Source organism: Streptomyces sp. CB01881, assembly GCF_002953255.1.
Classification (GTDB): Bacteria; Actinomycetota; Actinomycetes; order Streptomycetales; family Streptomycetaceae; genus Kitasatospora.
Genome location: NZ_CP026498.1, coordinates 8,499,671 through 8,524,149, shown reverse-complemented (window position 1 = coordinate 8,524,149; position 24,479 = coordinate 8,499,671). Strand labels below are relative to the sequence as shown.

Genomic DNA, 24,479 nt, shown 5'->3' with positions numbered 1-24,479 from the left:
CCGCGGAGTCCGCGGCCCGGGCACGGAACCGCTGCGCAGGCACGGAACCGGGGCCCGGTCGTCGTACGTTCACCCTGGACGGCTTGTCCGGCGACGGACCGGCCCGGCATGATCGGTCCCTGCCCGCAGCCCCGACCCCCGCACCCCAGACACCCGGAGCACCCACACCATGACCTTCGCCGCAACGCAGCGCTCGCGCAGCGAGGACCGCCGGATCAGCCCGGTGTTCTGGGTGCTGCTCGCGATACTGGCCACGTCCGGCTGGGCGGTGTACTCGGGGTACGGCAACGCCTCGTTCGGGGTGTTCCTGTTCGTGGTCGCGGGCTGGATGGTCTCGCTCTGCCTGCACGAGTACGCGCACGCCCGCACCGCGCTGCACGGCGGCGACCTCACCGTCGGCGCCAAGGGCTACCTGACGCTCAACCCGCTCAAGTACACCAACGTCCTGCTCAGCTTCGTGCTGCCGATCGTGTTCATGATCTTCGGCGGCATCGGCCTGCCCGGCGGCTCGGTCTGGATCGAGCGCCACCGGATCAGCGGCCGGCTCAAGCACAGCCTGATCTCGGCGGCCGGCCCGCTGGTGAACCTGGTCTGCGCGGCCCTGCTGCTGATCCCGATCGGCGCGGGATGGCTGGACGACCCGTCCGTGCACGCCGAGTGGTACGGCCGCGAGCTGGCCTACTCGCCGTTCTCCGGCGCGCTCGGGTTCCTCGGGCTGCTCCAGCTGAGCGCGGCCCTGCTGAACCTGCTGCCGGTGCCCGGCCTGGACGGCTACGGGATCATCGAGCCCTGGCTGTCGTACAAGACCCGGCGCGCGGTCGAGCCGTTCGCCCCGTACGGGATGCTGGCGGTCTTCGCGCTGCTCTGGCAGCCCGAGGTGAACCGGTTCTTCTTCGACGCGGTGCACGGGCTGATGGGCCTGTTCGGCGCGGACGCCGACTACGCGACGCTCGGCCGGTACCTGTTCTCCTTCTGGAAGAACTAGGACCGGCCGGAAGGACGGGGGCCTAGGCGGCGCTCTGGGCCCGCTCGGCCCTGGCCTTCGCCAGCTTCTCGCGGCGCAGGTCCATCCAGAGGACGTTGCTGGCGATGCCCGCCATCGGGATCCAGATCAGCCCCACCCACCAGCCCTGCACCACGGAGACCACGGCGGCGGCCAGCGCGAGGACGACGACGATCGAGGCGAAGAGGGACGTGCGGGGCATGGCGGGGGCTCCTAGCGCGGGCTGACGGTCGGCACCCATTGTCGCCGACCTCACCCCGGGAGCCGGTCCAGGGGGGCGCCCGGCGCCCGGCGCGTCCGCACCGGCCGCCGGGCGCACGGACCGGACGTCTCAGACGTCGGTGATCCGCAGGCCCGCGTGGGCCTTGTACCGGCGGTTGACCGAGATCAGGTTGGCCACCAGCGACTCGACCTGGTGGGCGTTGCGCAGCCGGCCGGCGAAGATGCCGCGCATGCCCGGGATCCGGCCGGCCAGCGCCTGCACCACGTCGGTGGCGGCGCGCTCGTCGCCGAGCACCATCACGTCGGTGTCGATCCGCTCGACGGCCTCGTCCTGGAGCAGCACCGCCGAGAGGTGGTGGAAGGCGGCGGTGACCCGGGAGTCCGGCAGCAGGGCGGCGGCCTGCTGAGCGGCGCTGCCCTCCTCCGGCACCAGCGCGTACGCGCCCTGCTTGTCGAAGCCGAGCGGGTTGACGCAGTCCACCACGATCTTGCCGGCCAGCTCCTCGCGCAGGGCGGAGAGGGTGGCGGCGTGGCCGTCCCACGGGACGGCCACGATCACGATGTCGCTCTCCCGCGCGGTGGCCGCGTTGTCGGCGCCGCGCACGCCGAGGCCGATCGCGGCCGCCGAGGCCTCGGCGCGGGCGGCGTCGCGCGAGCCGATGATCACCTGCTGGCCGGCCTTGGCCAGCCGCAGGGCGAGCCCCCGCCCCTGGTCGCCGGTGCCGCCGAGGACACCGACCACCAGCTGCGAGACGTCCGGCAGCTCGTGGGCCGGGTTTGTCGCTGAATCGAGGGAAGTCATGGGCCGATCCTGCCAAACGCCCGGCCCGCCGCGACATTCTGTGCCCCATGGACGTGGTGAGAGTTTCGGCACTCCGGGAGCGGCTGGCCGGTACGGGCTGGCTGGAGGCGGTCGGCGGCTTCGCCGGCTCGCTGCGGCACGCCGTCGGCCGACGGGGTGCGGACGGGCTGCTGCTGGTCGGCACCGAGGCGTACGAGCCCTGGCACCTGGCCGCCCACCTGGCGGACGAGGCGGCCTGGTCGGACGTCCCCCGGCTGGCCCCGACCCTGCTACGGCACCGGGTGCCCGCCGAGGCCCCGGCGCACCTGGCGCACGGCCTGCGGCGGCTGGCCGAGGCCGGACGCGGGGCCACCGTGCTGGTGGTGGCCCCGACCGCGGCCGGCGAGGGCCTGCTGGAGCGGGTGCAGGACGCCCGGCGCGGCGGGGCGACGGTGCTCGCCCTGGACGGCGCCGCCGGCCGGACGGACCTGGCGGGCCTGGCGCACGAGCGGCTGGCCGTCGGGACCGCCGAGGAGGAGCCGTTCGACCTCGCCCAGCACCTGGTCAGCGTGGCCGCCGGGGAACCGCCGGCCCGCCGCTCGGCGCTCGGCCGGCTGGCCGGGCTGGCCGCCCGGCTCACCGCGGGACCGACGGTCAGCCGCTGGTAGGGCGGCGGACGGCAGCCGACGGGCGGCAGGCCGGCGACAGGCCGGCAGGCGCTCGGCCGTGGACGGGCCCGCCGGGTTTCGGGGCGGGCGGCACGGGCGGCACGGAACGTCGGCTGCGCGGGCGGCACGGAACGTCGGGCGGCGCGGGCGGCACGGAACGTCGGGCTGTGCCGAAAACCGGTTGCGGGGGCGTGAGCGGCCCGCCGAGGATGGTGCTTCGTGAACGACGCCGAACCACCCCCGAGCGGCCGGCTGCGGACGCTGCTGCGCTCGCTGCGACCCGACCTGACGCCCTGGCGCTCCTCGCGGGACTTCCGGCTCCTCTGGCTTTCGGGCTGTGTCACCAGCCTCGGCAGCTTTCTGACGTACGTCGCCGTGCCGATGCAGATCAAGGAGCTCACCGGCTCCTCCGTCGCGGTCGGTCTGGTCGGCGCCTTCGAGCTGGTGCCGCTCGTCGTCTTCGGCCTCTGGGGCGGTGCCCTCGCCGACGCGCTGGACCGCCGCAGGCTGGTGCTGTTCTCGGAGGCCGCGCTCGGGCTGCTCAGCGGCGTCCTGCTGCTCAACGCGCTGCTGCCGACCCCGGTGCTCTGGCCGGTCTACCTGGTGGCCGCGCTGGTCGCCGCCGCCGACGGCCTGCAACGCCCGGCGCTGGACTCGCTCACCCCGCGGATCGTCCCGCACAACCAGCTGACCGCCGCGTTCGCACTCAACTCCCTCTACCGCAACGCCGGTTCGGTGGCCGGACCGGCTCTGGCCGGGGTCGTCGTGGCGTTCGCCGGGGTGCAGACCGCGTACGCGCTGGACGTGCTCACCTTCGCCGCCTCGCTGGTGCTGCTCGCCCGGATCCGCGCCGTGCCACCGCCCACCGGCGCCGACAAGCCGTCCGTCCAGGCCGTCCTGACCGGTGTGCGGTACGCCTGGAGCCGCAAGGACCTCCTGGGCACGTACGCCGTCGACCTGGTCGCGATGCTGTTCGCCTTCCCGGTGGCGGTCTTCCCCTTCCTCGCCTCGGAGCTGGACGCCGACTGGGCGCTCGGCCTGATGTACTCCGCCTCGGCGGTGGGCGCCCTGGCGGTCTCGGTGACCAGCGGCTGGGCCTCCCGGGTCCACCGGCTGGGCCGGATGCTGGTGGCCGCCGCCCTCGGCTGGGGCGCGGCGATGGCCCTGGCCGGGCTCACCGCCTCCGTCTGGGCCGTCCTGCTCTGCCTGGCGCTGGCCGGCGGCGCCGACCAGATCAGCGGCATCGCCCGCTCCACGCTGTGGAACCAGTCCATCCCGGACGAGGTCCGCGGGCGGATGGCCGGCGTGGAGCTGCTCAGCTACTCGCTCGGCCCGCAGCTCGGCCAGGTCCGGGCCGGCGGGATGGCCGGGCTGGTCGGCGTCCGGGCCTCGGTGTGGGTCGGCGGCGTCGCCTGCGTGGCCGGCGTGCTGGCCCTGGTCGCCGCACTGCCCGCCCTGCTCGCCTACGACGACCGCACCGACCCGCACGCGGCCGCCGTCCGCGCCGAGCACGAGCGCGCCGCGGCGGACCGGGCCGCAGCGGATGCGGCAGCGGCAGCGGCAGCGGCGGAGACGACGGCGGACACGACCGGGACGGACCGGGCGGAGGTGGCGAAGGCGGAGGCCGCGGCACCTGCCACCTAAAAGTAAGTGACACGATGACCTTGAGCCTATTACCCTTCCTTCGTTCAGATCGTCCGGGCGAAGGGGTGGCCGTGCTGGAGACCACGACGGAGAACGTCGTCCGCAGCTGGGTCGACGGGTGGATCGTGTCGCGGCTGGCCGCGCCGCCCGTCGTCGAACCGTGGGGGTACACCATCGACGTCGGCGTCGGCGGCCACGTCACCCGGCACGTCTTCGACGCCACCGGTGACGCCGTGCGCGAGGCCGACGTCCGCAAGGTCGCCGGCGCCGTCCGCGCCGAGGGCACCTGGCTCAAGGTCTTCGCGGACCCGGCGGTCGTCTCCCCCTGGCTCGGGCCCGACTGGTGGATCGACGACGAACCCGGCTACCTGATGACCGTCCCGCTGGCCCCCTCCCCCGCACACCGGCTGACCGCCCCGGACGGCTACCGCCTGCGCACCTGGACCCGCGGCGGCGTGGTCCGCGCCATGGTCACCGACGCCTCCGGCGCACTGGCGGCCCGCGGCCAGACCGTCCCCCTCGGCCCGACCGCCGTCGTCGACCAGATCGAGACCGACCCCGGGCACCGCCGCAGGGGCCTCGGCAGCCTGGTCATGCGCGCGCTCGCCACCGCGGCGGCCGAGCAGGGCGCCCAGACCGGCGTCCTCGCCGGGACCCCGGACGGCCACGCGCTGTACACCGCGCTCGGCTGGCGGGTGCTCGCCCCGCTCACCAGCGCGAAGTACCTGGGCCCCCGCGGTCGCTGACGGCTACTCGGCCTGGTCGTCCGCCGGCCGGTCGCCCCAGCGGGGGTCGTTCTTCCACTCGCGGTTGCGCTCGTCGGCGAGCTGGAGCGCGTGGGCGGCCTCCTCGCGGGTGGCGTACGGGCCGAGGCGGTCCTTGGCGGGGCACTCGGGGCCCTCCTCCACCTTGGCGTGCTTGATGCAGTAGAACCACTCACCGGGCTTGCCGGTCGGCTTGCGGTGGAATCCCAGGGGCATGGCGGTCACTCCCGTTCGGCGTGGCAGGTCGTACCGATCATTCCCCGGCCGGGGGCGCCCCGCACGCCCCGGGCCGGGGCGGGACCGGCGGATAGACTCGCGGCCATGGCTCTCGTACCCGGCATCCAGTCCCCCACCCGCAAGGTCCCGGCGCACATCGCGCGTCCCGAGTACGTCGGACGGCCCGCGCCGGCGCCGTACACCGGGCCCGAGGTGCAGACCGCCGAGACGATCGAGAAGATGCGGATCGCGAGCCGGATCGCCGCACAGGCGATGGCGGAGGCCGCGAAGCTGATCGCGCCCGGCGTCACCACGGACGCCCTGGACGTCATCGCCCACGAGTACATGTGCGACCACGGCGCCTACCCGTCCGACCTCGGCTACCGGGGCTTCCCGAAGTCGATCTGCACCTCCGTCAACGAGGTGATCTGCCACGGCATCCCGGACTCGACCGTGCTGCAGGACGGCGACATCGTCAACATCGACGCCACCGCCTACATCCACGGGGTGCACGGCGACCTCAACGCCACCTACCTCTGCGGCGACGTGGACGAGGAGTCGCGGCTGCTGGTCGAACGGACCCGCGAGTCGCTCAACCGGGCCATCAAGGCGGTCAAGCCCGGCCGCCAGGTCAACGTCATCGGCCGGGTCATCGAGTCCTACGCGAAGCGCTTCGGCTACGGCGTGGTGCGGGACTTCACCGGGCACGGCATCAACACGTCGTTCCACTCCGGCCTGATCATCCCGCACTACGACAGCGAGCGGGCCACCGAGGTGATCAAGCCCGGGATGACCTTCACCATCGAGCCGATGCTGACCCTGGGCACCTATGACTACGAGATCTGGGCCGACGGCTGGACGGTCGTCACCAAGGACCGCAAGCGCACCGCCCAGTTCGAGCACACCCTCGTCGTCACGGCCGACGGCGCGGAGATCCTCACCCTGCCGTAGCCGGCGGGACGGACGGCGCGGTCAGCCGATCAGCCACTGCTCCTCGGCGACCGCGCCCACCTCGGTGCAGGCGTCCGTCAGCACGTCCAGGACGCGCAGCGGGTCCGGCAGGGGCTGCTCGGGCCCGCGCAGCCAGCGCACCTCGGAGCCGTCCGGCAGCGCGGCCGGCGGCAGCAGGGTGTACGAGCCCCGGCAGTGCCAGCGCAGTCCGGGGTGCTCGGACATGGTGTCCGGGGTGGAGTCGAGGGCGCTCGGCCACCACTCGTCCTCGTCCACCGGGGTGCCCCGGGTGGCGGTGAAGAACAGGTAGCGGTCCTCGCCGACGGCGGCCACCGGACCCTCCACGCCCAGCGCGGTGAGCCGCTCCAGGGCCAGCCGGCCGGCCTCGGCGGGCACGTCCAGCACGTCGTGGGCGCGGCCGGTGGCGGTGATGAAGTTGGCCCGGGGGTCGCGGGAGAGCCAGCGGCCGACCTGCTCGGGGTCGGTGGTCGCCTGGGTCTGCCACGCGAAGGACACCGGGTGCTGGGCCGGGGCCGGACACGCGACCCGGTCACAGGAACACCGGTACCCGGCCGGGTGCGCGGCGGGCGCGAGCGGGAAACCGGCGCGCACGGCGCCGAGCAGCTGATCCAGTCTGGCGGCGGGGCTGTCCGCGTCGGCCGACCGGGCCCGCTGACGATCACGCTTCTGCCACCAGGTCGTCCACCTGCTGCCGGATTCCATCGGGCCCCTCTCCGCGCACTGCCGTGCCTGGTGTGACACAGCACTCGACGTCCTACTCCGACGCAACGCACAGCACCCCCGCCTGCTTCCCGGGATGGTGCTCGGCCCTGCCGTCCACGCCCAGCCGGCCGGAGCCGGGGTTGCCGGACGGCCGACGCCCGGGTCACGGTACGGAGTCACGGCAGCACGGACGCTGCGGCTCGGTGGCCCGGCAGGCACACCGACGTGCGCCTTGCCCGGCCCGTACGGGGCCCGCTGACCCGGGTGAACCCCGAGGGCGTAACAGGAAGGATAAGGGTGCGCGGGGCCCTCGGATGACCGGGGGCGGTGCCTCTCCGGTCACACTCCCGGCACCTGCGCGTCACACCCCCTCCTCCGGAGCACCCCGGACCGCTGTTCACCTCCCGGACACCGGACGGCAACCCACCGGCCACCTGCGGCGACGGGAGAACCCGGCGGGGTGAGACCCTGGTGAAGTGAAGAGCGCGGAGACCGAATTCGTCGGCGGCCCCCTGGACGGCCGGATCCTGCCGATCCCCCTGGGACCCATGTACGGCGTGCCCAAGACCTACAAGGTGCCGGTCCCCGCGCACGGGGAGAATCCCGCGCGCACACTGGTGTACGTCCGGTCCAAGCAGCAGCGGGGTGTCAGCTGGTACTGGCGCTACGAGTACGACGAGGCGGCCAGCGCCCGCGCCTCCGGGTGACGGCCGCTCCCCCGGGTGACGACCGCATGCCCCCGGGGGCCCGATCCAGGGAGAACGGCCATGGCGAGGACGGTACGGCACCACCCGAGGACGAGGTCCCGGACGGTGGTGCACCACAACCGGCAGGTGGCCGCGGTCACCGCGGGGCTGCTGGTGATGGTCAGCGCCTACAGCGCGGCGCTCGGCCCGAACCCCTGGCTCTGGCTCGGCTGGACGGTGCTGCTGCTCGCGTGCGTGGCGCTGTTCGCCATCCGCCCCTGAGCTGCGGCACCGTCCGCCGACAACCCCCCTCGGACCGCTACGCATCCTCGGCGAGGATCAGGTACAGCTTCTTGCGGGCCTCATTGAGCACCGCCAGGCCCTTGGCCCGCTGCGCCTCCGTGCCCGTCGTCATGACCTGCCGGATCGCGTGGTCGACCGCGCCGAGCGCCTGGCCGACCTCCTGGACGGCCTCCCAGTCGACCTCACGGCCGGCCTCCGCCCACGGCTCGGCGGCCCCCGCCTCGGCCTCCGCCCGGCCGGCCTCGGTGAGCGAGACCAGCCGCTTGCCGCCGACCTCCTCCGCGGTGATCAGGCCCTCCTCCTCCAGCAGCTGGAGGTTCGGGTAGATCGAGCCGGGGCTCGGCCGCCAGGCCCCGCCCGTCCGCTCGGCGATCTCCGCGATCATCTCGTAGCCGTGCATCGGCCGCTCCTTGAGCAGCGCCAGCAGCGACGCGCGCACGTCCCCGCGCCGCGCCCGCCCGCCGCGACGGCCGCGCGGACCGCCGTGCCCACGGCCCCCGTGCCCGCCGAAGCCGCCGAACGGCCCGCCCATCGGGCGCCCGGGCCCGAACGGCGGCGGACCGAAGGGGCCGAACGCCTCCCGGCCCTCGAAGCCCTCCCCGGGCGTCCCCCCGAACTCCGGGCCCGGCCCGCGGCGCCGTCCGCCGCGCGGGCCCTCCTCACGAAATCGTCGTCCCGAGCGCATCGCGCCCACCTCCTGCATCGTTCGTCCATCAGTCGTTCGGACAGTCGAGTAACTGTCTCGATAACTCGACGATATATCGGCGACTGTCGCTCGTCAACGGTTTCCGACACGGCCGGTCCGGTCGTCGGCCGGCACCCCGTACGGCAGGGGCCCAGCCGCTACGGTGGCGGGCATGGCCGGTGAACGAGACCTTGCGACCCTGCTGCGCGGAATGCGCCCGCAGCTCAACCCGGGGCGGTACGTCTACTGCACGCTGCCCGCGAAGGTGCCCGCCGGGATGCGGCCGGTGGTCACGGTCGCCGAGCCCGAGGGGGTGACGGTGGTGGTGGCGCAGGAGGAGGCGGACGCACTCGGCCTGCGCTACGAGTACGTGGCGGCCTGGATCACGCTGAAGATCCACTCGGCGCTGGAGGCCGTCGGCCTGACCGCCGCCGTGGCGGGCCGGCTGGCCGAGGAGGGGATCAGCTGCAACGTGGTGGCCGGCTTCCACCACGACCACCTGTTCGTCGGCGCCGAAGAGGCCGACCGGGCGGTCCGGGCACTGGAGGAGCTGTCGTCCCGGTCCGGCTGAGCCGCCGGTGCTTCCGGCTCCCCGGTGCGTACGGGCCTCCCGGTCCGTCCGGACCCCCGATGCTTCCGGGCGGGTGCGGCCGAGTGGCCGGTGCCGGGGGCCGCTCCGACACTGGGAAGGGCTGAGCGCCCGACCGGCCGTTCAGCCCCCACCGGAAGGGAGACGGCCACCATGGCCATCTGTGTCACCTGCGGCAACGACTACTGGCTCGCCTTCGAGATCAAGACCATCACCGGCGACGTGTACACCTTCGACAGCTTCGAGTGCGCGATGGAGAAGCTCGCGCCGCGCTGCGAACAGTGCCAGGTCCGGATCGTGGGCCACGGCGTGGAGGTGGCGGGCCGGTTCTTCTGCTGCGCCAACTGCGCCCGCGTCAACGGCGGCCTCGGCGAACAGATCCGCGACGCGGTCGGCGCCCACCCGGCCTGAGCCGCGGGCAGTGCCCCGTCGGAGGACGGACGGCGAAAGGCCCGCCGGACCGCTGAGCGGTCCGACGGGCCTTCACCACGCCTGAGGACGGAAGAGTCGGCCTGTACGCCGGGTTCTGTCTCCCGGGGTGCTTGCGCGGCCCGGGGAGGCGGCCATCCATCTAGGGCTGCCGTTGCCGACAGCCTCGTGCGGTCTACCCGCGGACTCGGGCGAGCAGCCCTCGGTCATCCGCGCACGGCGCCCGAGGGCACCGATCTTGACCTTGCTCCAGGTGGGGTTTACCTAGCCGGCCGGGTCACCCCGGTCGCTGGTGGTCTCTTACACCACCGTTTCACCCTTACCCGCTGCCGAAGCCGCGGGCGGTCTGTTTTCTGTGGCACTGTCCCGCGGGTCACCCCGGGTGGGCGTTACCCACCACCCTGCTCTGTGGAGCCCGGACGTTCCTCGGCGGGCCCTGAGGACCCGTCGCGACCGCCCGGCCGACTCTTCCGCCGTAGTGGTCATGGTAGCCGCTCGGGCGGGGCCTCCCGTACGGCGGGCCTGACGACGGGTGCCTCGCCGCCGAGGCGGGCGGCGACCCGGGCGGCGGTGCCGGTGGCCCAGGCGGTCGTGGTGACCAGGCCGAGGAGGAGGATGGCGACGCCGAGGCCGGTCACGATCCACCAGCCGGCGTGGCTGGCCGGGGCGAAGCCGGTGACGAGCGGGCCGACCACCGCCGAGGTGACCACGGTGCCGATCACCGCGACACCGAGCGACTGCCCGACCTGGCGGCTGGTCGAGGCGACCGCCGCCGCCACGCCGGCCTGGGCCCGCGGCATGCCCGAGACGGCGGCGTTGGTGATCGGCGCGTTCACCATGCCGAAGCCGAAGCCGAACAGCGCGTAGGCGGCCAGCAGCAGGGCCGCCGGGGAGTCCGCGGCCAGCCGGGTGAGCAGCAGGCCGCTGGCGGTGAGGCCGAGCCCGGCCGCGACCAGCGGGCCGCGCGGGCCCCGGCTGCCGACGATCCGGCCGGAGACCGGCGCGCAGACCAGCATCATCCCGGCCATCGGCAGCGTCCACAGGCCCGCCTCCACCGGGCTGTAGTGGCGGACGTTCTGGAGGTAGAGCGTGTTGAGGAAGAGGAAGCCGCCGAGCGCCGCGAAGGCGCAGACCGCCGTCACGGTGGCACCGGTGAACGGGGCGCTGCGGAAGAACCGCGGGTCGACCAGCGGTTCGGCGACCCTGCGCTCCCAGAACGGGAAGGCCGTCAGCGCGGCGAGCGCGGTCGCGGCGAGGGCCAGGATCAGCGGGGACGTCCAGCCGTGTTCGGGGCCCTCGATGATCGCGGCGGTGCCGCAGCCGAGCAGTGCCACCATCAGCAGCTGGCCCACCGGGTCCAGCCGGCGGGCCCGCGGCGCGCGGGACTCGGGGACGTACCGGGCGGTCAGCACGCAGGCGAGCAGGCCGACCGGGACGTTGATCAGGAAGATCGACGGCCAGCCGGCGCCGTCCACCAGGAAGCCGCCGAGCAGCGGGCCCAGCGCCATCGAGATGCCGACCACGCCGCCCCAGACACCGATCGCCCGGGCCCGTTCCCTCGGCTCGGTGAAGGTGTTGGTGATGATCGACATCGCCACCGGGTTGAGCATCGAGCCGCCGACCGCCTGCACCGCGCGGAACACCACCAGCCACTCCAGGCTGGGTGCCAGGCTGCAGAGCAGCGAGCCGAGCACGAAGAGCAGCAGGCCGGTCTGGAACACCCGGCGCCGGCCGAAGCGGTCGGCCACCGAGCCGAACAGCATCAGCAGCGAGGCCAGCACCAGGGTGTAGGCGTCGATGATCCACTGCAGTCCGGAGGCGGGGGCGTCGAGGTCCTTCTGGATCGCCGGGAGGGCGATGTTCACCACCGTGTTGTCGAGCCCGACGATGAACAGGCTCAGGCAGCAGATCGCCAGGACCAGCAGCCGGCGGCGCCGGCCGGGCGGGGCGGACGGCGGGGCGGACGGCGGGGCGGACGGCGTGCCGGGGTGCTCGCCCGGGGGCGTCCTGCGGGGGTTCGGTTCGGCCACGGGACGATCCTCCCACCGGGGGCGGGGTCAGACGGCGGTGAAGCGGACCGTCCGGGTGGCCGGGTCGGCGACCGTCAGCCGCGCGAGGACCTCCCCGCCGAGCGGCAGGCCGCGGCCGGCCCCCGACGCGTCGTCGGGGCGTTCGCAGCGGGCCCGGACGGCCGGCTCGCGCAGTTGGACGGTGCCGCGGGCGGGCCGCTGCTCGTCCACGTCGATCACCAGCGCCGGGAAGTCCTCCCCCTCCCGGCCCGCCAGCAGCTCGGCCTCCACCAGGTCCACGCAGGCCCGCTCGACCTCGGCCGAGCGGCGGTCCCCGCCCGCCATCAGGGACGGCACGGCGGGCAGCGCCTCCCGGGCCCAGTCGGGCACCGACTCGCCGGCGGCGACGGCCGCGCAGACCTCCTGGGCGAAGCGGTCGCCCAGCCGGCGCAGCGGCGCGGTGCAGTGCGCGTACGGTGCGGCCAGCGCGGCGTGCGCCGGATCCGCCGGGACGGGCAGGCCCTGCGCCGTGTCGAAGGCGTGGTACCCGGCGCCGCGCAGCAAACCGGTGCACTCGTTGAGGAACGCCGCGTTCAGCGGGACGTCCGGGTCCAGCGAGCGGACCAGCTCCGGGTACGGCAGGCCGTCGGGCCAGTCGACGTCCAGCGCGCGGGCGGTGCGGCGCAGTCGCTGGTACGCCTCCGGCGGGGCGGCGGGCAGGGTGCGCAGCAGTCCGACGCCGGCGTCCAGCATCAGCTCGGCTGCGGCCATGCCGGTGAGCAGCGAGATCTGGGCGTTCCAGCCGTCGGCGGGGGCGGGTGCGCGGTAGCCGAGGACGTAGCCGTGCAGGGTCTCCTCGATCTCCTGCTCGGGGACGGGCAGGCTGATCCCGCCTCGGGCCCGTTCCTGTTCCTCGCGCAGCCGGCCGACGGTGGCGAGGAGGGCGGGCTGCTCGTCGGCGCCGCCCGCGTCGACGGCGCGCTGGACGGCGGCGTAGTCGAGCCGGCGGTGCGAGCGGACGAGGGCACGCCGCAGGTCGGCGAGGACGACGGCGCCGTCCGCGTCCAGGTCGAGCTGCCAGAGCAGGGCGGGGCGGGTCTCGCCCGGCAGCAGGCTGGCCGCGTCCTCGGAGAGCCGGGCCGGGTGCAGCGGGACGCGGTGGTCCGGGAAGTAGAGGGTCTGGACGCGGCGCCGGGCCTCGGCGTCGATCAGCCCGCCGGGCCGGACGAAGGCGGCGACGTCGGCGATCGCGTAGTGCACCCGGTAGCCGCCGCCCGGGCGGTGGGCCAGGTGCATGGCCTGGTCGAGGTCCCGGGAGCCGGGCGGGTCGACGGTGAGGAGCGGCAGCCCGGTCGCGTCGTACTCCGGCAGCCGGGGCGTGCGGGCGGCCTCCTCCGCCTCCGCGAGGACCGGGTCGGGCCACTCGGTGTGGATCTCCAGGCGGGCGCGCAGCTCGGTCAGTTCGGCGTTGATCCGGGCGGAGTCGGCGGCCTTGACGCGCAGTTTTCGGCGTGGCATGGAGGCAGCGTAGGGCGAATCGGGTGATTGCAGACGGACCCGGCCACCGGGCGCGCCGGTGGCCGGGCCGCGCTCCGGGAGTGCTCAGCGGCCCAGGAGGGACCTGAGGTCCTTGGCCGCGAGGGCGACGGACTCGTCGTAGCCGCCGGTGGCCAGGCGGAGCATGAAGGCGACCGCATCGTCCGGGTGCGGGTCGCCGTAGGGCTCGTCGTTGTAGTCGAGGAAGAGCAGCATCGCCTCGAAGGCGGTGCGCTTGTTCCGGTCGATCAGCGGGTGGTTGCGGGCGAGGCTCTGGCCGAGCGCGGCGGCCTTGGTCCAGAGGTCAGGGTAGGCGTCCCCGCCGAACAGGCTCGCCTGCGGGCGGCCCAGCGCGGAGAGCAGCGCGCCGAGGTCGCGTATGTTCTCCGGGCCGCCGGCGAGGTAGGTGACGTCCTCCAGGTCGAGGTACTCGACGTCGTTCGTTCCCCCCGTCGCGTTCACAGGTCCTTCAGCCTCTCCAGCGTCTCCGCGTTGGCCTCGCGGATCCGGGCCACCATGGCGGCGCGGCGCTCGGCGCGGCCGGGCTCGGCGGCGGCCCGGGCGGGCTCGGCCAGGGCGTCGGGGAGCTCGGACTGGCGCACGTCGAAGGCCAGCTCGGCGCGGTCGTCCTCGTCCGGTGCCCCGGTGACCCGCACCCGGCCGGCCAGCACCGCCTGCGCGGCCGCCTCCAGTGCGAACTCCAGCGCCTGCCTGGTCTCGGCCGGAAGGCCGGCGGGCAGGCGGACGGGCAGGGACTCCTCCACGGCGTCGTCGTCGCCGGGGACCAGGTCCAGGGGTCGCAGGGTCATCGCGTCACACTCCTCGTCACGTCGACGGTAGAGGTACCGGACCGCGGTGACCAGCGCTTTTTCGGGGACACGGCGGGCGCGGCGGGCGCGGCGACGCCGACGGCCACGGCGGTGGGCCGGGACGCGTAAGGGGGCCGTAGCGTGGTCGGGACATGAACCGGTGTTCTGCGGAGGGGGTTCGGCGATGGGCGCGGTGAAGGTCGCGGGGCGGCGGTGGCCGGGGTGCTGGCGGCGACGGGGGCGCTGCACGCGGTGTGGGCGGTGACGCCGTGGCCGTTGCGGACGCCGGAGGAGTTCGCGGACACGGTGGTCGGCACCGGTGACGGGGTGCCGCCGGCGGCCGCGTGCGTGGCGGTGGCGGGGCTGCTCGGTTCGGCGGCGTACCTGGTGGGCGCGGAGGCCGGCGTGCTGCCCAAGGCCGGGCCGGCATGGGTGCGGCGACAGGGGGTCCGGGCGGTCGCCGGGGTGATGCTGGCACGGGGCGCGGGCGGGCTGGCGATGTTCGGCGGGGGCTTGGTGGCGCGCTCGGAGCGGTTCCGGCGACTGGACACCCGGTACTACTCGCCGCTCTGCCTGGCTCTCGGCACCGGGGCCGCCGTGGTCGCGGTGGCCGGCGGGGCTCGGCGCGGGGAGTAGGCCCCCGGCCGTTCACCGGCCGGACCGGGTCTCCGGGGGCGGGGTGGTTTTGCGTAGGGTGGCGGGGATCGTCCGCCACAAACTGTTGAGGAGTCCGCTGTGCTGGTGCTGTTGCCGCCCTCGGAGGGCAAGGCCGCGTCCGGGGACGGGGTGCCGGTGGCACTGGACGGGCTGTCGCTGCCCGGGCTGACGGCGGCGCGGGAGCAGGTCCTGGAGGCGCTGGTCGGGCTCTGCCGGGGGGACGAGGACACGGCCGCCGAGGTGCTCGGGCTGAGCCCCGGCCTGCGCGGCGAGATCGCGCGCAACGCCGCGCTGCCGACGGCGGGCGCGCTGCCGGCCGGTGAGGTGTACACCGGGGTGCTGTTCGACAACCTCGGGCTGGCCACGCTGGACGAGGCGGCGTACGACCGGGCCGCGCGTTCGCTGCTGGTCTTCTCGGGGCTCTGGGGTGCGGTGCGGATCGGCGACCGGATTCCGCCCTACCGCTGCTCGATGGGCGTGAAACTCCCCGGGCCGGGGGCGCTCGGCGCGTACTGGCGGGGCGCGACGGCGTCCGTGCTGCCGGAGGTGGCGGACGGGCTGGTCCTGGACCTGCGCAGCTCGGCGTACGCGGCGGCGTGGAAGCCGGCCGGCGAGGTGGTGTCCCGGACGGCGACCGTGCAGGTGCTCCAGGAGCGGAACGGCAGGCGCACGGTGGTGAGCCACTTCAACAAGGCGACCAAGGGCCGGCTGGTGCGCGACCTGCTGGTGGCGGGCGCCGAGCCGAAGACGCCCGGTGAGCTGGTGGACGCGCTGCTCGGGCTGGGCCACCGGGTGGAGGTCGCGGCCGAGGGCACCGCGCGCAAGCCGTGGCAGCTGGACGTGGTGGTCACCGAGATCCACTGACCGGCGGGGTTCCGGTGTGCGAACGGCGGCGGGCTCCGTGGGGAGCCCGCCGCCGTTGCGTCGGCAGGGTCAGCGCAGGTGCCCGGTGTCGTTGAGCAGCCGCACCGAGGCGTTGCCGTCCGCGTAGTACTGGACGGCGCAGAGCGAGGCGGCGGACAGCTCCATCCGGTAGAGCGAGTCCGGCGGGGCGCCGAGGGCGAGCCGGACCAGCGTCTTGATCGGGCTGACGTGCGAGACGACCAGCACGGTCTTCCCCGGGTGGCGGGCGAGGATCTTGTCGCGGGCGACCCCGGCCCGGTGGGTGAGGGTGGTGAAGCTCTCGCCGCTGCCGGTCGGCTTGGCCCTGGGCGAGCCGAGCCAGGCGTTGAGGTCGTCCGGGTAGTGCTGCTGGACCTCGGCGAAGGTGAGGCCCTCCCAGGCGCCGAAGTCGACCTCGCGCAGCCCCTCCTCGTACCGGACCTCCAGTCCCAGGCGGGCGGCGACGATCTCCGCGGTCTCCCGGGTGCGGCGCATCGGCGAGCTGACCACGGCCTGGACGGAGCCGCGCGCGGCCAGCGCCTCGGCGGCCCGCTCGGCCTGCCAGCGGCCCTTCTCGGAGAGCTCCGGGTCGCTGCCGCCGCTGCCGGAGAAGCGCTTCTCCGGGGTGAGGTGGGTCTCGCCGTGGCGCAGCAGCACGAAGGTGGTCGGCGTCCCGAGGTCGGCGGCGGCCGCCCAGCCGGCCTTCGGCACCGCCTTCTCCAGCGGCGGCTCGGCGGCCGGCTCCACGACGACGGGCGACGCGGCCTTCAGCGGCTTGGGCTCCCACTGGCGGCCGGCCTTGCCCGCGTCCATCGCCTCGTTGGCGAGCCGGTCGGCGTCCTTGTTCCGCTCGCGCGGGATCCAGGTGTACTTGACCTGGCCGCGCGGGAGGACGCCACGGGCCTCGGCGGCGAGCGGCTGCATGTCGGGGTGCTTGATCTTCCAGCGCCCGGACATCTGCTCGACCACCAGCTTGGAGTCCATCCGGACGTCCACCGAGGCGTCCGGGTCGATCTCCCGGGCCGCCTTCAGGCCGGCGATCAGGCCCTTGTACTCGGCCACGTTGTTGGTGGCGTGGCCGATGAACTCGGCGGCCTCGGCGATGATCTGACCGGTGTCGCCGTCCCGGACCACCGCACCGTAGCCGGCCGGCCCCGGGTTGCCCCGGGAGCCGCCGTCCGCCTCGACGATGAACCTGCGCCCCGCCACCGGCTCAGATGCCCGATTCCGCGGTGCGCACCAGGATGCGGCCGCAGTTGTCGCAGCGGACGACCGCGTCCTTGGGCTCGGCCTTGATGGCGTTCAGGTCGGAGACTGCGAACTCGACCCGGCAGCCCTCGCAGCGGCGCTGGAACAGGCGGGCCGCGCCGACGCCGCCCTGCTGCTCGCGCAGACGGGTGTAGAGCTTCAGCAGGTCGGCCGGGATGACGACGGCGACGGTCTCGCGCTCGCGGCGGACCCGGTCGGCCTCGCCGTCGATCTCGGCGAAGGCGGCGTCGCGGCGGGCCTCGGCCTCCTTGAGCACGACCGAGGAGTGCTCCAGACGCGCGGTCAGCTCGGTGACCCGGGTCTGGGCCGACTCCAGCCGCTCCATGATCTCCAGCACGACCTCCTCGAGGTCGCCCTGGCGCTTGGCGAGCGAGCCGATCTCGTGCTGGAGGTTCTCCAGGTCCTTCGGCGAGGTGATCGCGCCGGAGTCCAGGCGCTGCTGGTTGCGGGCGGAGCGGGCGCGGACCTGCTCGACGTCCTGCTCGGCCTTGGTCAGCTCGCGGGTGGTGTCGCCCTGCTGGGCCTGGGCGGCGACGACCAGGTCCTTCAGCGCGGTGTGGTCGGCGGTGGCCTTCTCGATCTCGGCGTGCTCGGGCAGGCTGCGACGCCGGTGGGCCAGCTGGTCGAGCTTCGAGTCGATGGCCTGGAGGTCGAGCAGGCGGATCTGGTCGGCGGGCGCGGCGTTCAAGCGGAGAGCTCCTGTGAATCGGGTCAGGCGGTGAAGGACATGGAGGCGTGCGCGGTCCACGGGTCGGTGACCTTGTGGGAGACCTTGGTCTCCACGGCCCAGCCCCGCTTCTCGGCGGCACCGTGCAGCGCCCGCTCGGCCAGGGCGAGCCAGGGCCACTCGGTGGCCCAGTGCGCCGCGTCGACCAGCGCGACCGGCGCCGCCTCGGCGGCCTCGGACGCCGGGTGGTGGCGCAGGTCGGCGGTGAGGTAGGCGTCGACGCCGGCCGCCCGCACCTCGGCGAACATGCTGTCGCCCGAACCGCCGCACACCGCGACGCGGCTGATCAGCCGGTTCGGGTCGCCGGAGACCCGGACGCCGGCGGCGGTGGCCGGCAGGCCCCTGGCGACCTGGGCGGCGAAGACGGAGAGCGTGAGCGGGGGCTCCAGCAGGCCGATCCGGCCGGCGCCGCGCCGGCCCAGCGGGTCGGTCGGGTCCGGCACCAGCGGACCGGTCACGCGGACGCCGACCGCCTCGGCCAGCGCGTCGGAGACGCCCGGGTCGGCGTGGTCGGCGTTGGTGTGCGCCACGTGCAGGGCGATGCCGCTCTGGATCAGCGTGTGCACGACCCGGCCCTTGAAGGTGGTCGCGGCGACGCTGGTGGTGCCGCGCAGATAGAGGGGGTGGTGGGTGACCACCAGGTCGGCACCCCACTCGACGGCCTCGTCGACGACCGCCTGCACGGGGTCGACGGCGAAGAGCACGCGTCCGACCTCGGCCTGAGGGTCCCCGCAGACCAGGCCGACGGCGTCCCAGGACTCCGCCCACTGGGGCGGGTAGACCTCTTCGAGCGCGGCAATGACCTCGGACAGTTTCGGCACCTGTCGAGACTACCGTGCGCGCGGGGGCGCCCGGGCCGCCCGGCCCGCCGGGAAGGCGGGGTGCCCGGCTCGGGGGACGGCCGGTGTCCGGTGCGGGGACGGGGCGCACAGGTGCGCGTCAACCTGCGGTTCAGCGCGTTCGGACGGCGCCCGGGGCGCGGGCGGAGACGGCGTACGGGCCGTTCGGGCGCCCCGTCCGCCGGGGCACGCGGGGCTCGCCGCTCACAGGGGGCGGCTCGCACGAATTCGAAACAGTGCTCAGATCACCCTTACGAGTGAAGTGACTCGCTACGCGTTGAGTCCGCCCCGAAACCGAAAGTAACTTCACTTCTGCGAACGGGAGTTGCCCCGACCGTGTGGGTCGGGAAGGTGCTCCGCCGGAGCTCGGGCCCTGGTCAGGCGGGGTCCGCACCGGCCCCGGGAGGGGTTCGGACCGCACCTCGGGAAGGGGTCCGGACCGGACCCCGGCCGAGGGCCGCGGCGGACGCGACCGGGGCGGCACTCCCGTTACCTCCGAGAAACCGATCAGGCCGTGGCCGTGTGCCCGGGTGCCGGAGCAGTGGGCACCGGCGGGCGCCGGCCGAGACGAAGGGATGTGAGAGCGGATGGGGACGGGCACCTCGCTTCGCACGGCCGGGGGAAGGGGATCGGCGGGCCACGGGCCGGCTGCGGCCGGCTCGTGGCCGGAGGTCACACGGACGGCGCTGGCCGGCGCCGGGGGCCGGGGAGGCGGCGGCGACTGGGAGGTCACCGCCGAGGGCTTCTGGTGCACGGCCAGGCCGTCCGCGGGAGAACTGGCCGGGGAGGGCTGGAAGATCCACGTCAGCGCGGCGTCCGCCGTGGGGGGCGCGGTGCTCGCCGCCGTCACCGAGGTGCTGGCCGACGATCCGTGCGCGTTCAAGTTCGCCGCCGGGCCGGAGCAGCTGCACGAGCTCAACTCGCGCAACAGCGACCGGGGTTCGGCAGGGAAGTTCATCACCGTCTACCCGGAGGGCGAGGAGCAGTTCCGGCGGCTCGCCGCCGCCCTGCACCGGGCCACCGACGGCCTGCCCGGCCCGGTCGTGCTCTCCGACCGGCCGTACCGGCCCGGCAGCCGCGTCCACTACCGGTACGGCGCCTTCGCGGCCCGTGCCGAGCTGGGCAACGACGGCGGCTACCGGTCGATGCTGCGCGGGCCGGACGGCGAGCTGGTCGAGGACGTGCGCGGGGCGACGTACCGGTGCCCGCCGTGGGCGCGCGACCCGCTGGCGGAAGGGCGGGGGGCCGAGGGCCGGGGAGCCGGCGCCGACCGCCGCGGGCCCGGGGCGGCCAAGCCGGCCGCGGCCCGGCGCGGGGCCGGCGGCGTGCTGCTGGCCGGGCGGTACGTGATCACCGGCGCGATCCGGCACAGCGCCAAGGGCGGCGTCTTCCTCGGCCGGGACACCGACGCCGGCGCGGAGGTCGTGGTCAAGCAGGCCCGCGCGCACATCGAGGTGGACCGCTCCGGCACCGACGCCCGGGCCGCGCTGCGGCACGAGGCCGCACTGCTGGCCCGGCTGGAGGGCCTGGGGCTGGCACCGCGACCGGTCGAACTGATCGAGCAGGACGACTCGCTGTTCCTCGTGCAGGAACGAATCGCCGGGCAGCCGCTGGGCGGCTGGGTCGCGGCCCGGCTGCGCCGCGACGGCAGCCCCGACGTCGACTGGGCCGAGGCCGGACCGCTGGTGCACGCCCTGCTCGACCTGGTCGAGCGGGTGCACGAGCTGGGCCTGGTGCTCCGCGACCTCTCCCCCGGCAACGTCCTGGTGCAGCCCGACGGCACCCTGCGGCTGGTGGACCTGGAGCTGGCCGCCGAGGCAGGCCGCCGCGCCGGCTCGGCCGGCACCCCGGGCTACCGTGCCCCCGAGCAGGGGCCGGGGCGGCTCGCCCTGGTCGACGGCGCGCCGTCGGACGGCGGCCCGGCCGAGGGCGGCGCGGGCGGCGCGGGCGGCACGGGCGCGGGCGGCGTCTGCGCAGCCGAGCCGACCGCAGACCTCTATGCGCTCGGCGGCCTCTTCTTCCTGCTCGCGACCGGCCACGACCCGCTGCTGCCCGAGGACCTGCCGTGCGCCCGCCCGGTCGCCGACCGCCTCGGCCGCTGGCTCGCGCTCGCCGCCCGCGGCGGCGACACGGCCCGGCGGCTCGCACCCCTGGTACTGGGGCTGCGCGCGGAGGACCCGGAGCAGCGGTGGCGGCTTCACCGCGTACGGGAGGCCCTGACGGGCGGGCCCGCGACGACGGCCGGCGGATCGGGCGACAGCGGCACGGACACGGCCGGCGGATCGGGCGACAGCTGCACGGACACGGCCGGCGGGCCGCAGGTGAGCGCCGTGGAAACCCGGCCCACGGGGAGCGGCGGGACGATCGTCGACCGGGTGCTGCACGACGGCCTGCGACACCTCGCCGCCACCGCCACCCCGCTGCGGCGCGACCGGCTCTGGCCCGCCGTCCCGGCCGGGGAGCGGTCCGACCCCTGCAACGTCCAGCACGGCGCCGCCGGGGTGCTGGCACTGCTCGCCCGGGCGGCCGTGACCGGCGGGCTGCCGGCCGGAGTGCGGGACGAGGCCCGTGAGACGACGCGGACCGCGGTGGAGTGGATCGAGCGCCGGTGCGCCGCCGAGCCGGTCGTCCTGCCGGGGCTGCACTTCGGCCGCTCGGGCACCGCCTGGGCCCTGCTGGACGCCGCCGGATCGCTGGGCGACCACGCCCTCGCCGGACGCGCCGCCGGACTGGCCCGCGGGATAGCCGTCAAGTGGCCCAACCCCGACGTCTGCCACGGCGCCGCCGGCGCCGGCCACCTCCAGCTGCGCTTCGCGGCCGAGGACCCGGGAACGGGCGCCGCCCGGGAGTTCCTCGCCCGGGCCACCGCCTGCGGGCACGGCCTGCTGGCCGCCGCACGGCCCTCGCCGTACGGCACGGTCTGGCCGGTACCGGAGGACTTCGACTCGGCGCTCGCCGGGATCACCCACCTCGGGTTCGCCCACGGGGTGGCGGGCGTCGGCGCGTTCCTGCTGGCCGCCGGCGAGGCCACCGGGGACCAGGCACTGCTCGCCGGCGCCGTCGAGGCCGGGCGTACACTCGCGCGCACCGTGCGGCGGGAGACCGTCGGCGGCACGCGGGAGAGCGCCTGGTGGCCGCAGGACGCCGGCGACCCCGAGCACGTCAGGCTCGCCCACTGGTGCAGCGGCGCCTCGGGCGCGGGCACCTTCCTGCTCCGGCTCTGGCAGGTCACCGGCGATGCCACCGCGCGTGAACTCGCCCTCGCCGCGGGACGGGCCGTGCTGGCCGGGCGCTGGCACTGCGGCGTCAGCGCCTGCCACGGACTGGCCGGGAACGGCGAATACCTGCTCGACCTGGCCGGGTTCACCGGAGACGCCGAATTCCGCGCGGGCGCCGAGGAGTTGGCGCAGCTGATCACCGCCAGGTCCGCCCTGCGCAACGGACTACTGGTCCTTCCCGACGAGACCGGCACCGGCTGTTCCGCCGCGTACGGCACCGGGACGGCGGGCCCGCTCGCCTTCCTGCTGCGGCTGTGCCACGGCGGCCCCCGGCTCTGGGTGGACCCGGTGCCTCCGGTCCCGTCCGGGGAACTGCCGCCCCCCGCAGGCGAAACGAGGGCGACATGACCGTGGCCACCAGGAGCGCGACGCACGCCCTGCGCCGCCTCAGCTTCTCCTTCGCCGCCGACGGCAGCCATGCCGCCTGCCTCGCGTCCGCCGCCGACGGCGGCTGGTACGCGGAGAGTTGGGACCTGCCGGCGTCCGGCCCGGCCGTACCGACCCCGCTCGCGCTGCCCGGCAACCGGTCCGAGAACCTGCGCTCGCAGCTGATCGCGTTGCCGGACGGCTCCGTCCTGGTCTGCCGGCACGACGGTGAGCGGCACGAACTGGTGGCGCTCGACGCCGCCGGGCCGGGCTGTGAACCGGCCACCACCGAACGCCGGCTGGCCGCCTTCAAACGGCCCGGCCTGCGCCTGCTGCCGCTTCCGGCGTCCGCCGCGGGCTCACCCGCAGCGGACGGCGCACGCACAGCGGACGGCGCACGCGTCCCGGTCGCCGTGGCGCTGGGCACCGACACCCGGCCGGCCACCACCGTCTGGCTGGTGCACGCGGACGGGAGCGAGCCCCGCCAGGTCGCCGAGATCCCCGGGCTGCACGGCGGCGGCGTCTGGCTCGACCGGGCCGGCGCCCTGCTGGCACTCGACCGGGTCGGCGCGGGCGTCGTCCGCACCGTCGTCCTGGACCTGCGCAGCGGCACCGTCACCCCACTGCTGGAGATCGGCGAACGCAGCAACGACCGGCTGGTGCTGTTCGACCCGGACAGCCGCTTCGCGATGGTGCGCAGCGACGCACCCGGCACCGACCGGCTCGGCTGGGGCCTGCTGGGCGGCGGCGGGCCCCTGCGGTTCCCGGAGTGCCTGCACGTGTCCGGCATGCTCCTGCGGCCGGTGGCGCTGCGGCCCGCGCCGGAGGGGGTCCGGGTGGTGGTCCAGATCGACCACGGCGCGGGCTCGGCGCTGGCCCTGTGGCGGCCCGCCGCCGGACGACTGGACCCGCTGCCGGTGCCGCCCGGGCGGCTCGGCGCGGCCGGCCACTGGTCGGAGGCGGGGCTGCGGATGCCGTACTCCTCCCCCGACCATCCGACGGCGCTGGCCACCCTGGACGTCGACGCGCTGCTGGCCCACGGCCCGGCCTCCGCCGGGCCCGGACCGGCGCCGCTGCCCCTGCAGTTGGCACCGCTCGGCACCGGCCTGCCGGGCTCCGGCCTCCCCGGGCCGTGGCGGGACGTCGTCCTGCCCTGGCAGCCCGGCGGAGCACGCACCGCCCCTGCCGCGCCCGCCGGTTGGCGGCTGGACGGCTCCACGCCGCCCGGCGACGGCGGCCGCTGGCACCCGGCCCAGAGCATCGAACTCGCCGGTCCGGCAGGGCCGCTGGAGGCCGTGGTGTACGGCGGCGACGCCTGGCTGAGCAGCCCGCACCTGGTGCTCGCCCTGCACGGCGGCCCGGCGGACGCCTGGCGGCTGGAGTTCGACCCCGCCCTGCAGCGGATGGCGGCCGAGGGGCTCGCCGTCGTCGCCCCCAACCAACGCGGTTCCACCGGTTACGGGGTGGCGCACGCGATGGCCATCCGGGGCGCCTGGGGCGGCCCCGACCTCGACGACGTCCTGTACCTGCTGGACGGCCTCGCGGGCCAGCGCGCCGCGCTCGGCCTGGAGCCGCCCGCCCTGTTCGGCGTCAGCTACGGCGCGTTCCTGGCCCTGCTGGCCGCGGCGCACGCGCCCGCCGAACAGGTCGCACGCTGCGCGGTGGTCGCGCCGTTCCTGTCCGGTGCCCGTCTGCTGTCCGAAGCGGCTTCCCCGGTGAGGGCGTTGACGACCCGGCTGGGCGGCGGCGAGCCGATCGCGGACGCCCGCGGCCCGCGCGACGTGCTCCAGCTGGCGCACCGGCTCAACGCGCCGCTCCTGGTCGTGCACGGCGACCGGGACGAGGTCGTCCCGGTGAGCCAGTCCCGTTCACTGCGGCACGAACTGCTGCGGATCGGCCGCTCCGAGGGCGCCGACTTCCGGTACGTGGAGGCGGCCGGCGCCGGGCACGAGGTGCTGGCGGAGGACGGTGCCGCCGTGCTGCACGAGCTGCTGGCCGCCTTCCTGCGGACCGGCCGTCCGGGGTGACCGGCCGGCCGGCCGGGCCCGACGCCCCGGCCGGCCTCACAGACTCCCGGGCCCCGATGGCCCGGGTTGGTACCCGCGGCGGTGGATGGAGGCCACCGCGGGAGCACCACCGATCGCCCGCACCGCAGATCGCGACGGGCGGAAACACCAGGGGAGGACCCAGATCATGGAGAACATGGTGGACTTCGAGACCGACCTCGCGGCCCTGCAGGAGCTGCCCGAGACCGAGTCCGTCGAGCTGACCGGCCACGGCGGCGGCTGCCAGTACACCTGTCTCATCCTGACCTGCCTGATCTTCACGATCAGCTAGTCGTACGGCGGTCGGCCACCCTCTGACGCGGTGGCCCACGGGCGCCGCTCCCGCCTGTCCGGACAGGCGGGAGCGGCGCCGTCCCTTTCCCCCTTCCTCCACCCGC

The 24,479-nt window shown here is 75.3% G+C and carries 26 protein-coding genes and 1 other RNA gene; 14 read left to right on the top strand and 13 right to left on the bottom strand.

Translation table 11 applies throughout. The annotated features are described in order from the left end of the window. Positions 1–169 precede the first annotated feature (169 nt). Entirely contained in the window at positions 170–985 is an 816-nt protein-coding gene (locus C2142_RS27290) for a site-2 protease family protein (RefSeq protein WP_148645393.1), read from the top strand. Between the two features lie 22 nt (positions 986–1,007). Here the strand turns inward: C2142_RS27290 and C2142_RS27285 are convergent, their stop codons facing one another. Together C2142_RS27285 and npdG are read right to left on the bottom strand one after the other, a co-directional pair. Then, on the bottom strand, positions 1,008–1,205 hold the full coding sequence (locus tag C2142_RS27285; protein ID WP_148645392.1) for a hypothetical protein: 198 nt from the start codon (positions 1,203–1,205) through the stop codon (positions 1,008–1,010). Between the two features lie 129 nt (positions 1,206–1,334). After that, a complete protein-coding gene (gene npdG / locus C2142_RS27280) occupies positions 1,335–2,027 on the bottom strand; it encodes an NADPH-dependent F420 reductase (RefSeq protein WP_148645391.1) in 693 nt (230 codons plus the stop codon). 47 nt (positions 2,028–2,074) lie between these two features. Between npdG and C2142_RS27275 the strand changes: the two genes are divergently transcribed. The 3 genes from C2142_RS27275 (at position 2,075) to C2142_RS27265 (ending at position 5,064) form a co-directional block, all read left to right on the top strand. Then, positions 2,075–2,674, top strand: coding sequence for a hypothetical protein (locus C2142_RS27275; protein WP_148645390.1), 600 nt, complete (start codon positions 2,075–2,077; stop codon positions 2,672–2,674). Between the two features lie 252 nt (positions 2,675–2,926). Continuing rightward, positions 2,927–4,318, top strand: coding sequence for an MFS transporter (locus tag C2142_RS27270; RefSeq protein WP_148645949.1), 1,392 nt, complete (start codon positions 2,927–2,929; stop codon positions 4,316–4,318). Positions 4,319–4,389: 71 nt separating this feature from the next. Next, positions 4,390–5,064, top strand: a complete 675-nt coding sequence (locus C2142_RS27265) for a GNAT family N-acetyltransferase (protein ID WP_241002805.1) — start codon at positions 4,390–4,392, stop codon at positions 5,062–5,064. A gap of 3 nt (positions 5,065–5,067) precedes the next feature. On the opposite strand, the gene C2142_RS27260 is transcribed toward C2142_RS27265, so the two are convergent. Next, positions 5,068–5,298: a hypothetical protein gene (locus C2142_RS27260; protein ID WP_148645388.1), complete on the bottom strand. Its 231-nt coding sequence runs from the start codon at positions 5,296–5,298 to the stop codon at positions 5,068–5,070. A gap of 105 nt (positions 5,299–5,403) precedes the next feature. Here C2142_RS27260 and map point away from each other — a divergent pair, with 105 nt between their 5' ends. Next, the gene (map, locus tag C2142_RS27255) at positions 5,404–6,249 is read left to right on the top strand and encodes a type I methionyl aminopeptidase (RefSeq protein WP_148645387.1); all 846 of its coding nucleotides are present in this window, start codon (positions 5,404–5,406) and stop codon (positions 6,247–6,249) included. A gap of 21 nt (positions 6,250–6,270) precedes the next feature. Here the strand turns inward: map and C2142_RS27250 are convergent, their stop codons facing one another. Further along, entirely contained in the window at positions 6,271–6,972 is a 702-nt protein-coding gene (locus C2142_RS27250) for a bifunctional DNA primase/polymerase (RefSeq protein WP_148645386.1), read from the bottom strand. A gap of 476 nt (positions 6,973–7,448) precedes the next feature. Between C2142_RS27250 and C2142_RS27245 the strand changes: the two genes are divergently transcribed. Both C2142_RS27245 and C2142_RS27240 read left to right on the top strand, forming a co-directional pair. Next, positions 7,449–7,679, top strand: a complete 231-nt coding sequence (locus C2142_RS27245) for a hypothetical protein (protein ID WP_148645385.1) — start codon at positions 7,449–7,451, stop codon at positions 7,677–7,679. Between the two features lie 60 nt (positions 7,680–7,739). Continuing rightward, positions 7,740–7,940: a hypothetical protein gene (locus tag C2142_RS27240; RefSeq protein WP_148645384.1), complete on the top strand. Its 201-nt coding sequence runs from the start codon at positions 7,740–7,742 to the stop codon at positions 7,938–7,940. Positions 7,941–7,977: 37 nt separating this feature from the next. Here the strand turns inward: C2142_RS27240 and C2142_RS27235 are convergent, their stop codons facing one another. Further along, the gene (locus tag C2142_RS27235) at positions 7,978–8,646 is read right to left on the bottom strand and encodes a PadR family transcriptional regulator (protein ID WP_148645948.1); all 669 of its coding nucleotides are present in this window, start codon (positions 8,644–8,646) and stop codon (positions 7,978–7,980) included. Positions 8,647–8,818: 172 nt separating this feature from the next. Between C2142_RS27235 and C2142_RS27230 the strand changes: the two genes are divergently transcribed. Continuing rightward, on the top strand, positions 8,819–9,217 hold the full coding sequence (locus C2142_RS27230) for an ACT domain-containing protein (protein ID WP_148645383.1): 399 nt from the start codon (positions 8,819–8,821) through the stop codon (positions 9,215–9,217). A 171-nt stretch (positions 9,218–9,388) separates the two neighbouring features. Continuing rightward, on the top strand, positions 9,389–9,646 hold the full coding sequence (locus tag C2142_RS27225) for a Prokaryotic metallothionein (RefSeq protein WP_148645382.1): 258 nt from the start codon (positions 9,389–9,391) through the stop codon (positions 9,644–9,646). Between the two features lie 88 nt (positions 9,647–9,734). Here C2142_RS27225 and rnpB read toward each other — a convergent pair. The 5 genes from rnpB to C2142_RS27200 form a co-directional block, all read right to left on the bottom strand. After that, an RNA gene (rnpB, locus tag C2142_RS27220) (RNase P RNA component class A) lies at positions 9,735–10,133 on the bottom strand. 13 nt (positions 10,134–10,146) lie between these two features. Next, positions 10,147–11,589, bottom strand: a complete 1,443-nt coding sequence (locus tag C2142_RS27215; protein WP_148645947.1) for a DHA2 family efflux MFS transporter permease subunit — start codon at positions 11,587–11,589, stop codon at positions 10,147–10,149. A 132-nt stretch (positions 11,590–11,721) separates the two neighbouring features. After that, positions 11,722–13,191 (bottom strand): RNB domain-containing ribonuclease, encoded by a 1,470-nt coding sequence (locus C2142_RS27210; protein WP_148645381.1) that lies wholly within the window; start codon positions 13,189–13,191, stop codon positions 11,722–11,724. An 84-nt stretch (positions 13,192–13,275) separates the two neighbouring features. Continuing rightward, the gene (locus C2142_RS27205; RefSeq protein WP_148645380.1) at positions 13,276–13,671 is read right to left on the bottom strand and encodes a type II toxin-antitoxin system death-on-curing family toxin; all 396 of its coding nucleotides are present in this window, start codon (positions 13,669–13,671) and stop codon (positions 13,276–13,278) included. After that, entirely contained in the window at positions 13,668–14,018 is a 351-nt protein-coding gene (locus C2142_RS27200; protein WP_148645379.1) for a hypothetical protein, read from the bottom strand. Before C2142_RS27200 ends, C2142_RS27205 begins: the two co-directional genes overlap by 4 nt. A 213-nt stretch (positions 14,019–14,231) precedes the next feature. Between C2142_RS27200 and C2142_RS27195 the strand changes: the two genes are divergently transcribed. Together C2142_RS27195 and yaaA are read left to right on the top strand one after the other, a co-directional pair. Continuing rightward, complete coding sequence (locus C2142_RS27195) at positions 14,232–14,654, top strand: DUF3995 domain-containing protein (RefSeq protein WP_162002553.1); 423 nt, start codon at positions 14,232–14,234, stop codon at positions 14,652–14,654. Between the two features lie 99 nt (positions 14,655–14,753). Beyond that, the gene (gene yaaA, locus C2142_RS27190) at positions 14,754–15,539 is read left to right on the top strand and encodes a peroxide stress protein YaaA (RefSeq protein ID WP_148645377.1); all 786 of its coding nucleotides are present in this window, start codon (positions 14,754–14,756) and stop codon (positions 15,537–15,539) included. Positions 15,540–15,608: 69 nt separating this feature from the next. On the opposite strand, the gene C2142_RS27185 is transcribed toward yaaA, so the two are convergent. Genes C2142_RS27185 through C2142_RS27175 form a run of 3 tightly spaced genes read right to left on the bottom strand, consistent with a single transcriptional unit; the run spans position 15,609 to position 18,374 of the window. Continuing rightward, positions 15,609–16,766, bottom strand: a complete 1,158-nt coding sequence (locus C2142_RS27185) for a bifunctional RNase H/acid phosphatase (RefSeq protein ID WP_148645376.1) — start codon at positions 16,764–16,766, stop codon at positions 15,609–15,611. A gap of 4 nt (positions 16,767–16,770) precedes the next feature. Further along, positions 16,771–17,514, bottom strand: a complete 744-nt coding sequence (locus tag C2142_RS27180; protein ID WP_174315754.1) for a C4-type zinc ribbon domain-containing protein — start codon at positions 17,512–17,514, stop codon at positions 16,771–16,773. Between the two features lie 23 nt (positions 17,515–17,537). Beyond that, the gene (locus C2142_RS27175; RefSeq protein WP_148645375.1) at positions 17,538–18,374 is read right to left on the bottom strand and encodes a Nif3-like dinuclear metal center hexameric protein; all 837 of its coding nucleotides are present in this window, start codon (positions 18,372–18,374) and stop codon (positions 17,538–17,540) included. Between the two features lie 605 nt (positions 18,375–18,979). Between C2142_RS27175 and lanL the strand changes: the two genes are divergently transcribed. From lanL to C2142_RS27160, 3 genes are all read left to right on the top strand, one after another. Next, positions 18,980–22,018: a class IV lanthionine synthetase LanL gene (lanL, locus tag C2142_RS27170; RefSeq protein ID WP_148645374.1), complete on the top strand. Its 3,039-nt coding sequence runs from the start codon at positions 18,980–18,982 to the stop codon at positions 22,016–22,018. Further along, entirely contained in the window at positions 22,015–24,063 is a 2,049-nt protein-coding gene (locus tag C2142_RS27165; protein WP_148645373.1) for an alpha/beta fold hydrolase, read from the top strand. Before lanL ends, C2142_RS27165 begins: the two co-directional genes overlap by 4 nt. 166 nt (positions 24,064–24,229) lie before the next feature. Then, a complete protein-coding gene (locus C2142_RS27160) occupies positions 24,230–24,373 on the top strand; it encodes a VenA family class IV lanthipeptide (RefSeq protein ID WP_153882823.1) in 144 nt (47 codons plus the stop codon). Positions 24,374–24,479: the final 106 nt, after the last annotated feature.